Source organism: bacterium (assembly GCA_016873475.1).
In the GTDB taxonomy this organism is placed as follows: Bacteria; Krumholzibacteriota; Krumholzibacteriia; order JACNKJ01; family JACNKJ01; genus VGXI01.
In genome coordinates this window covers 1-11,399 of the sequence record VGXI01000103.1, presented here as the reverse complement: position 1 = coordinate 11,399, position 11,399 = coordinate 1, and the positions used below count along the sequence as shown (strand labels likewise).

At 69.6% G+C, this 11,399-nt stretch carries 14 protein-coding genes and 3 pseudogenes; 14 read left to right on the top strand and 3 right to left on the bottom strand.

The window, feature by feature from the left end; all coding sequences use genetic code 11:
- The first annotated feature begins 444 nt into the window (after positions 1-444).
- From FJ251_09485 to FJ251_09475, 3 genes are all read left to right on the top strand, one after another.
- A complete protein-coding gene (locus FJ251_09485; protein MBM4117955.1) occupies positions 445-1,854 on the top strand; it encodes a transposase in 1,410 nt (469 codons plus the stop codon).
- Positions 1,512-2,078, top strand: coding sequence for a hypothetical protein (locus FJ251_09480; protein MBM4117954.1), 567 nt, complete (start codon positions 1,512-1,514; stop codon positions 2,076-2,078). The genes FJ251_09485 and FJ251_09480 overlap by 343 nt, the downstream gene beginning before the upstream one ends.
- 273 nt (positions 2,079-2,351) lie before the next feature.
- A complete protein-coding gene (locus FJ251_09475) occupies positions 2,352-2,828 on the top strand; it encodes a hypothetical protein (protein ID MBM4117953.1) in 477 nt (158 codons plus the stop codon).
- A 138-nt stretch (positions 2,829-2,966) separates the two neighbouring features.
- On the opposite strand, the gene FJ251_09470 is transcribed toward FJ251_09475, so the two are convergent.
- Positions 2,967-3,203 carry a conjugal transfer protein TraF gene (locus FJ251_09470; protein MBM4117952.1) on the bottom strand — a complete coding sequence of 79 codons (237 nt, stop codon included), beginning with the start codon at positions 3,201-3,203 and terminating at the stop codon, positions 2,967-2,969.
- Between the two features lie 158 nt (positions 3,204-3,361).
- Here FJ251_09470 and FJ251_09465 point away from each other — a divergent pair, with 158 nt between their 5' ends.
- The 3 genes and pseudogenes from FJ251_09465 to FJ251_09455 all read left to right on the top strand — a co-directional run bounded on the left by FJ251_09465 (position 3,362) and on the right by FJ251_09455 (position 4,553).
- Complete coding sequence (locus FJ251_09465) at positions 3,362-3,739, top strand: helix-turn-helix transcriptional regulator (GenBank protein MBM4117951.1); 378 nt, start codon at positions 3,362-3,364, stop codon at positions 3,737-3,739.
- 300 nt (positions 3,740-4,039) lie between these two features.
- Positions 4,040-4,321, top strand: coding sequence for a DUF937 domain-containing protein (locus tag FJ251_09460; GenBank protein ID MBM4117950.1), 282 nt, complete (start codon positions 4,040-4,042; stop codon positions 4,319-4,321).
- A gap of 133 nt (positions 4,322-4,454) precedes the next feature.
- A pseudogene (locus FJ251_09455) lies at positions 4,455-4,553 on the top strand (NmrA family transcriptional regulator).
- A gap of 196 nt (positions 4,554-4,749) precedes the next feature.
- Here the strand turns inward: FJ251_09455 and FJ251_09450 are convergent.
- Complete coding sequence (locus tag FJ251_09450) at positions 4,750-5,355, bottom strand: DUF1579 domain-containing protein (GenBank protein ID MBM4117949.1); 606 nt, start codon at positions 5,353-5,355, stop codon at positions 4,750-4,752.
- Between the two features lie 224 nt (positions 5,356-5,579).
- Between FJ251_09450 and FJ251_09445 the strand changes: the two are divergent.
- The 3 genes and pseudogenes from FJ251_09445 to FJ251_09435 all read left to right on the top strand — a co-directional run bounded on the left by FJ251_09445 (position 5,580) and on the right by FJ251_09435 (position 6,704).
- Positions 5,580-6,032: pseudogene (locus FJ251_09445) on the top strand (SRPBCC family protein).
- A gap of 63 nt (positions 6,033-6,095) precedes the next feature.
- A complete protein-coding gene (locus FJ251_09440; protein MBM4117948.1) occupies positions 6,096-6,419 on the top strand; it encodes an isoprenylcysteine carboxylmethyltransferase family protein in 324 nt (107 codons plus the stop codon).
- Positions 6,420-6,428: 9 nt separating this feature from the next.
- Positions 6,429-6,704 (top strand): hypothetical protein, encoded by a 276-nt coding sequence (locus FJ251_09435; GenBank protein ID MBM4117947.1) that lies wholly within the window; start codon positions 6,429-6,431, stop codon positions 6,702-6,704.
- A gap of 12 nt (positions 6,705-6,716) precedes the next feature.
- Here FJ251_09435 and FJ251_09430 read toward each other — a convergent pair whose 3' ends face one another.
- A complete protein-coding gene (locus tag FJ251_09430; GenBank protein MBM4117946.1) occupies positions 6,717-7,970 on the bottom strand; it encodes a T9SS type A sorting domain-containing protein in 1,254 nt (417 codons plus the stop codon).
- Between the two features lie 348 nt (positions 7,971-8,318).
- On the opposite strand from FJ251_09430, the pseudogene FJ251_09425 reads away from it, so the two are divergent.
- The 5 genes and pseudogenes from FJ251_09425 to FJ251_09405 all read left to right on the top strand — a co-directional run.
- Positions 8,319-8,836: pseudogene (locus FJ251_09425) on the top strand (tryptophan-rich sensory protein).
- Positions 8,837-8,839: 3 nt separating this feature from the next.
- Complete coding sequence (locus tag FJ251_09420) at positions 8,840-9,442, top strand: GNAT family N-acetyltransferase (GenBank protein MBM4117945.1); 603 nt, start codon at positions 8,840-8,842, stop codon at positions 9,440-9,442.
- A gap of 3 nt (positions 9,443-9,445) precedes the next feature.
- Positions 9,446-9,742: a hypothetical protein gene (locus FJ251_09415; GenBank protein ID MBM4117944.1), complete on the top strand. Its 297-nt coding sequence runs from the start codon at positions 9,446-9,448 to the stop codon at positions 9,740-9,742.
- Positions 9,743-9,770: 28 nt separating this feature from the next.
- The gene (locus tag FJ251_09410; protein MBM4117943.1) at positions 9,771-10,211 is read left to right on the top strand and encodes a hypothetical protein; all 441 of its coding nucleotides are present in this window, start codon (positions 9,771-9,773) and stop codon (positions 10,209-10,211) included.
- Between the two features lie 57 nt (positions 10,212-10,268).
- The coding region (locus tag FJ251_09405) for a glycosyl hydrolase (protein MBM4117942.1) at positions 10,269-11,399 on the top strand (1,131 nt) is incomplete at its 3' end.

The window sequence follows — 11,399 nt, the reverse complement described above, 5'->3', positions numbered from 1 at the left end:
TCAGGACCACGCATGCCAGCTACCTCGCGGGAGAATGGGGTAGCTCCCTTCAAGCACATTCAGCGGCCATCCGCACGGCCTTTTTCAGCACCCTGCTAGTGCAGGATCTGTCCCGCCGCGGCTATCAGACTGTCAGTCAATCGGCGCGTGAGGTCATTGCGGAACGCCTCAGCCAAGGGGTGCCGCCGCGCCCAGGACATGAGGCGTTCGCCCGCGAGAGCCTTCGCCGAGACGAGAAGAAGTACCAAGGCATCGCAAGGGATACGGGCGTGATCTTCTTCGATCAAAGTCCGCTTGGGGCAATGGCAATGATCAATGAGGTCGCACCGATGACGGAGAGAGATCTGCAAGCCGCGCTAACAGCCCGGGGTGAAGGTCTCTCTGCATGAGGGCTTGGTGTCCCTTGGGTCGTGTCGGCGACGACCCAGGCGGGAGGCAGGGGCGATGGCCATGGGCAAGCGCCGACGGGAGCGACAGGGGGAGATCTGGCTGCCGGCGGCAGCGATCGCCCTGGTCCCGGGACACCCCTTCTACGAGCGGCTGAATGCGCTCTTGGGTCCCCAGGACTTCGGTGGCTTCGTCGAGGGCGAGTGCCGTGCCTTCTATGCCGAGCGGCTGGGGCGCCCCTCACTGCCACCGGCCATCTACTTTCGCCTGCTGCCGGTCGGCTACTTCGAGGGCATCGACTCGGAGCGGGGCATCGCCTGGCGTCTCGCGGACTCGCTCTCGCTGCGGGCCTTCTGCGGTTACGCACTAACGGAGACGACGCCGGACCACTCGACGCTCAGCCGCAATCGACGCCTGATCGCAGTAGAGACGCACCAGGCGGTCTTCGCCTGGGAGCTGAAGCGGCTGGCGGAGGCCGGGCTGGTGCGGGGCGGGGCGATCGGGATCGACGCGACGACGCTGGAAGCGAACGCCGCGCTGCGGAGCCTGGTGCGCCGGGACACGGGCGAGGGGTACACGGAGTACCTGCAGGGGCTGGCGGCGGCCTCGGGGATCCGGACGCCGACGCGGGCCGCGTTGGCGCGGCTGGACCGGCGCCGCAAGGGCAAGGCCTCGAACGACGACTGGCAGAACCCGCACGATCCGGACGCGCGGATCACGAAGCTGAAGGATGGGCGGACGCACCTGGCGCACAAGGCCGAGCACGCGGTGGATCTGGAGACGGAGGCGGTGCTGGCGGTGACGCTGCAGCCGGGAGACCGCGGCGACAGCGCGAGCCTGCCGGAAACCTTGGGCCAGACGCTGGAGCACCCGGCGATGCTGGCGCAAGACGAGGGATCGCCGGTGTCGGCGCACCTGGTAGCGCGGCTGGTCATGGACAAGGGCTACCACAGCAACGCGACGGTGATGCTCACCGAGGCGCTGGGGATACGCAGCTGCTGCAGCGAGCCTGCTCGCGGCCGCCGGCACTGGACGGGACAAGTGGCAGCGCAACGGGCCGTGCACGCGAACCGCCGGCGGATCCGGGGAGAGCGTGGGAAGCAGCTCCTGCATAAGCGCGGCGAATACCTCGAGCGCCCCTTCGCGCACTGCTACGAGACGGGTGGCTTGCGGCGACTCCACCTGCGCGGCTTGGAGAACGCGCTCAAACGGCAGCTGATCCATGTGGCGGGCTTCAATCTGGGGCTGCTGCTGCGCCGGCTGCTGGGCAGCGGCAAGCCGAGGACGGCCGGAGGCCGCGCTGCGGCCTTGAGGGTCTCGCTGGATCGCCGCCGCTCCACTGCGAATGCTCATTCTCGCCTGTATCCGCTGCTGAATCGGCTCCGGCTGCCTGCACGCAACTCAGCACCGCTCCGGCCGATCGCCGGCTGGAGTTGCTGCAGACCCTTTTCTGCCACGGGCTGCTAAGCAAGTACGACTTCCATCGTACGGTTCTCGCGTTGCCACACTGGCCCGAGATCTACTGCACCGACGCGGAGCGCGATCACTCGTTCGAGCACGCGGCGCGGGTTCATGAGCAGCTCGTCTGGTGGTACCGTCTGTGTGGATACAGCATCTACGAAGTGGCACGGCTGGATCGAGCAGAACGAGCACGACATGTTGTCCAACTCGTAACAAGCGGCGCCACCTAACCGGCGCTGAACCGGACACGCTCCCGCACCCCGGAGCCAACCCCATCACCTCAAGGTGGAGGATCAGCGTGGACAGGGTCTACGAGGAGGACATTCCCGCCGCGATCGCAGCCCTCGAGAGGCTCAGAGAGGAGTTCTCGGGTCTCACTCCGAAGACGGATTGGGTGAAGCTGCGCCTCGAGCCGTTGTTTCAGCATGCGAGAGAGCTGCAGCGATTGCTGCGATTGCCGAAGTTCTCGCGGGAGACATCCCGCTTGACAAGAGGGGTGCGGCATGGACGTATACGCTGATATGGCGTCGGCCGCGGGCGGCGCGCCGCGGCTGAGCGTGAGCGCGCGGCATACCAGGGGGAGCATGGAAGGAAGGGGCTACTACGTCGCCTCGCTCGATCCGGGAGGCCGACGCGTTTCGGCCAAGGGGCTGTTCGCTCGGGGCAACGGCCAGTGGGTCCTCGACGGGCACGGCCTCTCGTTCTTGAGGACCCTGACGCACGTGCCGATTCGCATCTCCAGCCGGAGCATCCTGGCCGTGGCACTGAGCCGATCGTCGTGGCGGGGCGGGAAGTGGCTGCTGGGTGCCCGGGTGGTGGAGGTGACCTGGGCAGCCCCCGACGGATCGGTCGTGACGTCGGGCTTCGTGTTTGCGGGCAGGCGCGACGAGAACGCTCGCGCCGCCGAGGCTCTCAAGTGCCAGGCATTCGGCGCTGCTCACGCGGGGGATCGAACGGGCATTGCGCAGCGTGAGCGGTAGCGTCTCCTCATCGTGGCGGCATGGCACCCCTTCCGGAGGCATCGCGCTGACCTTGGCTGCCCGGCGCCCGGGCCCATTCCACCCCGGGCGCGGGTTGGCCTGCCGCGAGGCGCCGAAGTCCCGCCGCCTCAGCAACCGTCACTTGAGATCGGCCAGGCTCGCCCCGAAGTTGATGTGGAACACCTGGCCGTTCAGCGCCAGTGCGGGGACCGACTTGATGCCCAGCGTCTCGGCTTCGGAGAGCCGGCCCTTGGCGGTACCGAGGTGAACGACCTCGACTTCGAAGCGGCTCGTGTCCAGCGCTCCGAGCACGGACTGCCCGGCGCTGACGCACACAGGGCACCCGGCGTGGTAGAAGACGGCCTTCTGCTTCATCGTCATGGTTCCTCTCGTTTCGATCGGTCCTGCTCGCAGCGGCTCCCTGCCGCCAGCGCCGATAGGATATATCGCCGGCGCGATTGCACCAAGATGGCACTTTCCGGTAAGGTAGGTACTCAGCGGTTCTCACCCGTTCCCCGGCGAGTGGTCATTCGATGAACGAAGATCCGAAGGCGATTCCCGTCGCGGCCATGGTGGAGAGCATCATCGGCTGCAAGTGGTCCGTGATCCTCCTCGGGCTCCTGGCCGACGGCTGCACCCGGCCCAGTGCCCTGCTGAGAGCCTGCCCGGGCCTTTCGGCGAAGGTCATGAACGAGCGGCTGCGGAAGATGACGCGCTTCGGGATCGCCCGCCGCACCGTCTACGGCGAGAAGCCGCCCGTCGAAGTCGAGTACGCGCTGACGCCGTTCGGACGCCGTTTCATGGCCATTCTGCTCGAAGTGCGCCGTCTCCAGAAGGCTGTCGATCGGGACGCGATCGCGGCCGACGACAGCGGCGCAGGAACCGCCATGGCACCGAAGCAAGGCCCCTGACCAGACAGGGACGCCTCTGCTATCCTCTCACGCCAATGACCCTGCGCCCCGCGGAGTCCGCTGCCTGGCGATCCAGATGCGAATGGGGGCGACCACTTGCAGTTGAGGAAACAGAAGAAGTAGAACCTATGGGATTCCTCGAAGGTTTGATGAAGCAGGCGATGAGCGGGCAAGGCGATACGAGCGGCCGCGGCGGCCTGGTGTCCATGGTGTTCAAGAACCCCCAGATCGTCACCGCACTGCTGGGTCTCCTGAGCACGCGGAACGTTTCGGTCGGCGGCAGCGGAGGCTCGCGGTCTCGTGGGCGCCTTCCAGAAGAAGGGCCTTGGCGACATGATCGCGGGCTGGATTTCGACGGGACCAAACCCGCCGGTCTCCGCCGCGCAGGTGACGGATGTCCTTGGCCAGGACACTCTCCGGCAGTTCGCGAGCAAGGCGGGCGTTTCGTTGGCGGACGCCGGTTCACTGCTCGCCGGGCCCCTGCCAGCCGCGGTCGATCACCTGACCACGGACGGGAAGGTCCCGGAGACCAACGCGCTGGAGGGCCTGCTTGGCTCGCTTCTCTCCAAGCCGGGGCGGTAGCCGGATCGCGATTGGGCCACTCTGCTGAGGAACGCGCAGCGGGGAAAGGAAGACCGGGTCCTGCGGGTGGTTGCGTTTGGTGCCCGGCCGGAAGGGGTCGCCGATGTCTGCCGCGGGTCGCTCGCTTCCTGAGGTCCTCCTGCTCGGCGCCACTGGCCGCACCGGCCGGCTCGTGCTGGCCGAGCTCCTCGCTCGCGGCCTGCCGGTGCGCGCGATCGGCCCGCGCAACGGTCGTCTCGCGTGGGTCGTCGTCCGCCCGGACACCCTACGCACGGGCGAGTTCTCGTCGTACGCGCTGCACGAGAGCCTGGTGAACAACCTCGCCAGGCCGGGCGACACCGACAGGGCGAGCGTCGCCCACTTCATGGCCGAACTCGTGACCGCTGCCGAGACCTGGCGGGCCTGGGCGGGCAAGCTGCCGGTGATCGTCAACGCCCCGCCACAGCGCGGGAGTAGCTCATCTCCATCCACTTGACCTCCTTGTCGGTGCCGGGCGCGGGGCCCCAGAACTCGAATGTATGCGCGTCATCACTGAGGAAGCGGGTGACGAGGCGGACTTTCGTTTCCACCCCCATCAGGGGGTCGACATAGGACCCGCGGCAGACGAGCTCCTGCTTCTGGGCGTCGTAGTCGCCCTCGTAGCTCATGATCCCCGTGCCCATGGAATCGAACCAGGTGCCGACGTACTTCCTCTTCCCGTTGTCGTAGCCCAGCGTACCCATCCCCTCGAAGGGCTGTCCCATCATGTCGCCCCGGAAGTGGGATTGCAGGTAGCGGCCGCCGAAGATCATCTCCGCCTCCTCGGTCCCCGTGGAGACCATCGGCTCGCCGGCGGGGTCCTGCCAGGACTTGACGGTGGCGTTCCAGTGGCCGGCGCTCTTGGCGAGCAGGGCGTGGGCAGCGCCGGGCGCAGCGGCGGCCGCGTAGGCCTTCATCATGTCCTCGTGACTCATCGAAGCCGGTTGCTCGTCCTTGGCGATCGCGGCGCCGGCCAGCCCGAGGCAGATGGCGGCGGTGAGGGCGAGTGCACGCATGAGCGTTCTCCTTGGTTTACTCGTTCGTGGATGACAGCGACTCGTCAGGAGCAGCCTAAGGAAAACCGCAAGCGCTGCCAAGCCCCGCCGACAGGGAAAGTGACGCCGCCCGATAATCGGGTCCGCTGCGCTTCTTTCCGCTGGGCGGCCGGCTCGCCCTGCGGCGCCCCGTCCTGCTCGCGCATACTCGCACGGCCCTCACCTCAACGCGAAGGGCAGCGGCGATGTCCACCGGCACCGTACGTCTCCACCGTGTTCTCCAGGCGACGCCCGAGCGCGTCTGGGGCGCCTTCCTCGATGCCGACGCCATGGCGAAGTGGCTGCCGCCGCACGGCTTCACCGGCAAGGTTCACCAGCTGGACGCCCGTGTGGGCGGCGGCTACTAGATGTCCTTCACGAGCTTCTCGACCGGCAGGACTCACGGCTTCGGCGGCCGGTTCGTCGAGCTGGTGCCGGGAGCGCGCCTGCGCTACACGGATGCCTTCGACGACCCGAACCTTTCCGGCGAGATGACGACCACGGTCACGCTGAAGGCCGTGAGCGTGGGCACCGAGCTGAGCATCGTGCAGGAGAGCATTCCGGCGGTGATTCCCCTGGAGGCCTGCCACCTCGGCTGGCAGGAGTCGCTCTTCCTGCTGGCGAAGCTGGTCGAGGCCGAGATCCCCGATGAAGGCTGAGGCGGCCAGCCATGCGCCGCTCCAGGCGCGAGTCCCGGGCACGGCGGCCTGCCGCGAGGGCGCATGAGCCTCTGGTGCATCTGGGACCTCGCTCGCCACGGGCGCGGCACGCCGGCGCCCAGCGCCGCGCCGCAGCGCCTGGTCGTGCGCGGCCTCTACCGCCTGACCCGCAATCCGATGTACCTAGCGGTCCTGACGCTGATTTTCGCTTGGGCCCTGCTCTTTCGATCGACTATCCTGCTCGGCTATGGGCTGCTGGTGGCGGCAGGTTTCCAGCTCTTCGTATGCGGCGACGAGGAACCGCCTCTGCGCGCCCGCTTCGGCCGCGAGTGCGCGGCGTACTGCGCGCAGGTCGGGCGCTGGCTGCCCCGGCGCCGGCCTGGATAAGGAGCGGCGATGAGCGAGACCACTGATCTGCGCGAAATCGTCTTCGTGATTCTCCTCGTGCTCGGCGTTCTCGCCATCGTGGCGGGGCTGGTTCAGGCCCGCCGGAGCTGGCGCGGCGACCAGGAGCCCTACGGACGCGCCATGCGCAAGCTCGACGTCCTGCGCCGCCCGGAGCGCTACGCGCAAGACCGCGCCGTGAGCGGCATCCGTTTGCTCACGCGCTTCGGGAGCCTGCTGCTGGCCGCGGCGGTGATCCTCCTCCTCTTCAAGCTGCTCGCGCGCTAGGCGGCGCGCCCCTCACTTCAGCAAGGTGATCCGCCGCGCCTGCCGCTCGCCGCTCGCCTCCAGCCGGCAGAGGTAACTGCCGCTCGCGAGACCGGAGGCGTCGAGCGTCAACTCGTGCGTGCCCGCCGCGTACATCCCCGCCACCAGCGTGCGCAAGCGGCGGCCCTGCGCATCGTGCAGGGTGAGGCGCACGGGGCCCGCCTCGCCGAGCGTGAAGCTGAGCGTCGTCGACGGGTTGAAGGGGTTCGGGTGGTTCTGCGCAAGCAGCGCGCGCGGCGCGGCCGGCGACTCGGGGGCCGCCACGGCGTCGCGCGCGTTCTTGAACACGCCGCTGCCCAGGGATGCCGCGTAGTGCACGCCGGTCGGCCCGTTGACGAGGGCGATGATGTCCGTCGCCGTCAGGCCCTCCATGTAGGGCGTCCAGTGGTCGCCCATGTCCGGCGAGCGGTAGACGCCGTTGCAGCCGTCCGCCATCAGCATCGTGCCGCAGTCATTGCCGAAGACGATGTCATCGAAACAGGCGAATTCCGCTTCCGGCAGGCCCTCGGTCAACTCGGTCCAGGTGTCCCCGAAGTCCCAGGAGCGCAGCAGATGCGTGCCGCCTGCATTGGGATCGTAGCCCGTCATGAAGAGCGCGAAGCTGGGGGCGAAGAAGAGCTCGCCGCCCTCCTCGGTGCTGGCCGGCACGCCGAGCTCGTCCCAGCTCGCGGCGTAGTCGTCCGAGCGCCAGAGGCTCGCGTCGCCCTTCACCCACATGCCGGCGTTCCCGCCCGCGGCCAGATCCCAGTAGATCGTGCAGAGCGGGCTCGCGGCGGTGGGCTGCCAGTTGTAGCCGCCGTCGTAGGAGTAGTGCAGCCCGCCGCCGTCGTTGACGGCCGCGTAAACGTCGCCGGTCAGGGGATGCACCGCGAGCTGTGAGACCCACTCGTACTGGTCGTGCACGATCACGCGCGTCCAGTTCTCGCCCTTGTCGCTCGTCACGAGGACGCCGTAGCCCCACATGTCGGTGGACACGAGCGTGCCCGCGCCGGTCACGACCATCTCGGTCGGATCGCCGGGTCCGCCGGGCAGGTCGGTCCAGGTGACGCCGTCGTCCACGCTCCTGCGAATGCCCATGTAGAGCCCGCTGATGAAGATCGCACCGTCCGCGTCGACAGCGATGACGGCGGTGTTCGTGTACTCCGGCCCGATCCACTCCCAGGCATCCTGGGCGGCGGCCGGGGTCGCCAGCGCGATCAGCGCGGCGATGATCAGACTGCGTCGCATGTTTACCCTCCCGAGCGTCCCGCGCGCTGTCCTGCGCGCGCGGGAGAAGTGTGGATCGGGGCCGTTACGCGGGCGTTACGCTGGATTGGGCTTCCCCGGGCGGCGGCCGGCTCCTAGCCTGCGTCGCGAGCGGCCGGGGGGAGGACCCCGCTGGTGGGCGACGAGGGGGATGCCGACAATGCCCGGTGCCGACCACGCGCTCGTCCTGCTCACGGGGGCCAGCGGCTACGTGGGGGGACGTCCTCGACCGGTCGAGTCTCGACGCGGATCATCTACCTGGGCGGCCTGGGCCGTGAGGAGGAAGAGCTCTCGCCCCACGTGCGCAGCCGGCAGGAAGTCGGCCGCGTCCTGGGCGCGGCAGGCGTGCCGGTGCTCACTCCCTACCTGTCGAGCCTGTGGCTGGGCCTGGTGACGCCGCTCCACGCGCGCATCGGCCGCAACTCATCGAGAGCATCGTCCATCCCACCGTCGTGGGGGAGGGCGCCGCGCTCAGCAAGCCGGGCTGGACGCCGCCCAGCGCGGTCTTCGGGCCGGTGTGGATGGCGCTCTACCTCGCGATGGGCGTGGCCGCCTGGCTCGTCTGGCGACGGGCGGGCTTCAGCGGTGCCGGCACGGCCTTGGGGCTCTTCATCGGGCAGCTCGCACTGAACGCCCTCTGGTCCTACCTGTTCTTCGGGCGGCAGCGCATCGATCTCGTGGGCCTGGAGATCGTGGTCTTGGGGTTCGCGATCCTGGGCGTCGCCGTGCTATTCTGGCGAGTGGATCGGCTCGCCGGCGCGCTGCTCCTGCCCTACTTCATTTGGGTCGGCTACGCGGCGAGCCTGAACTTCGCGTTCTGGCGCTTGAGTGGAGGGCGCGGGGTCTGATCGGTGCGGGATTCAGTGCTGCCCGCGAACGCGGGCGCGGGAGGTACAGTGAACGGCCGCGGTTCCCCGCCGCGCGATGCGCCGCCGGCGCCGGTGCTGGTGCGCCAGGCGACCCTCGCCGATGCCGAAGCCATCGCGCGCGTCCACATCCAGGCGTGGCGCGAGACCTACCGGGGCCTCGTCCCCGCCGAGCACCTGGCGGGGCTCAGCGTCGACCGGCGCGCCGAGTTGTGGCGGCGGGAACTCGGGGACCCACGGCAGGCGCCGGGCCTGGTCGTCGCGGAAGCGGGCGGGGCGATCGTCGGCTTCGCGGCAGCCGGTCCGGCGCGCGAACCGGCGCGGGGTTTCGCGGGCGAACTCTATGCCATCTACCTGCTCCGGAACCAGCAGGGCCGCGGCTGCGGGCGGCGCCTCTTCCTCGCCGCCGCGGCGGCGCTGGCCGCGCAGGGAATCGCCTCGTTCATGCTCTGGGTCCTGCGCGACAATCCGAATCGCGGCTTCTACGAGCACATGGGCGGAGCGCCATTCGCCGAGCAGCGGATCGTCATCGGCGACCGGGACCTCGTGGAGATCGCCTACGGCTGGCCCGCGCCGCCAGGGGGGTGAGGGGTGGACGCCACCGAATACACGCACCGGCTGCGCCGCGTCGCCACCTGGTCCTGGCTCGGGGCGCTGGCGCTCGTCTTGCTGCTCGCCGGCCTGGGCCTGCTGCCCCTGCATCCGGGGCTGCCCTTCCTCGCGCTCGCCCTCGGCCTCGTGCCCATCCTCCTCTTCGTGAGCCGGACGCGGCCGACCTGTCCGGACTGCGGCGGGCGCCTGCGCGTCGCGGTGGGCTTTCCGCGCATCGTCTACCGCTGCCCGCGCTGCGGCCGCGAGGTCGCCACGGGCATCCACGCCGACTACTAGCGACCGCGCGCCGCGGAGGGCGCCAGCGATGAGCAGCTACCACCACTCGCAGTTCGGCACGGCGATCGTCGTCGCCCTCGGGCTCTTTCTCGGCTACCTCGGCGGGATGAGCGCCGTCGTCGGCTGGGTGCCGGTGAGCGTGGCGGTGGCGGCGGTCCTGCTGATCGCCGGCTTGCTCTTCTTCAGGCTCGAGGTGACCATCGCGGAGGGCGCGCTCGCGCTGCGCTTCGGCATCGGCCTCGTCCGCTTCCGCATCCCGATCGCCGAGATCCGCGCCGCGCGCGCGGTCCGCAACCGCTGGGTGCAGGGCTGGGGCATCCACCGGCTGGCCCGCGGCTGGATCTACAACGTCTCCGGCTGGGAGGCGGTGGAGATCGAACTCGCCGACGGCTGCGTCCACCGCATCGGCACCGACGAGCCCGCGGCCCTGCTCGCGGCCATCGAGAGAGCGCGCGCCGCGCGGCGCTAGCGGCGCACCCGCCGCGCGCGGTACAATCGAGGCTGCACCCACGCCCCGGAGTTCGCCGTGCGCCGCCTGCTCCTCGCCCTCGCCGCGCTCACGCTCGTCGTCCTGCTGCTGCCCTTCGGCCGGCGCGAGGCGCCGCCCCGCGAGCCGAACAAGCGTCCCAACGACTGGTTCTGGTTCCAGCGCGCGGACGCCGCGGGCGACATCCCCCAGGCCGCCCTGGCGCGTGCGCTCGATCAGGCGGCGGCCAAGGAGCGTGAGGGCGCGCTGCTGGCGGGCCGCGCGGGCTGGGAACCGGCCGGACCGACGAACATCGGCGCCCGCGTCACGGACATCGCCGTGCATCCGACGAACGCGGACCTCGCCTACGCGGCGATGGCCAGCGGCGGCATCTTCAAGACCGTGGACGGCGGCGCGCACTGGGCGCCCATCTTCGACGAGCAGGCCGTCCTGCCAGTGGGGGCCGTCGCCCTCGACCCGAGCAACCCGAATGTGATCTACGCCGGCACTGGCGAGGCGAACGCAGCGAGCCTGAGCTTCTTCGGCCTGGGCGTCTTCAAGTCCACGGACGCCGGCGCGAGCTGGCAGCAGCTCGGGCTCGAGGCGACGCGCTACATCGGGCGCATCCTCGTCGACCCGACGAACGGCCAGCGCGTCTACGTCGCCGCCTCGGGCAAGCTCTTCGGCACGAACCCGGAGCGCGGCGTCTATCGTAGCCTGAACGGCGGGGGCAGTTGGCAGCGCGTCTTCGCGCTCACCGACTCGACGGCTTGCATCGACCTCGCGCTGAATCCGCAGAACCCGCAGGTGCTCTACGCGGCGATGTGGGAGCGGGTGCGCGGGCTCACCTACCGCCGCTCCGGTGGCCCGAGCAGCGGTCTCTGGCGCAGCACGAACGGTGGTGACTCCTGGCAAGAACTCACGAGCGGCCTGCCCACGGACAGCAACGTCGGCCGCATCGGCATCGCAGTCTGCGCCGGCCAGCCGAGCGTGCTCTACGCGATCTACGCGGACGCCAGCGCGTACTTCCGCGGCGTCTACAAGAGCACGAACGGCGGCGACAGCTGGACCCAGGTGAACGACGGCGCGCTCAGCGGCATCTACGCGTCCTACGGGTGGTGGTTCGGGAACATCCGCGTCGATCCGGCGAACGCCAACAACGTCATCGCGCTGGGGCTCTACGCCTACCCC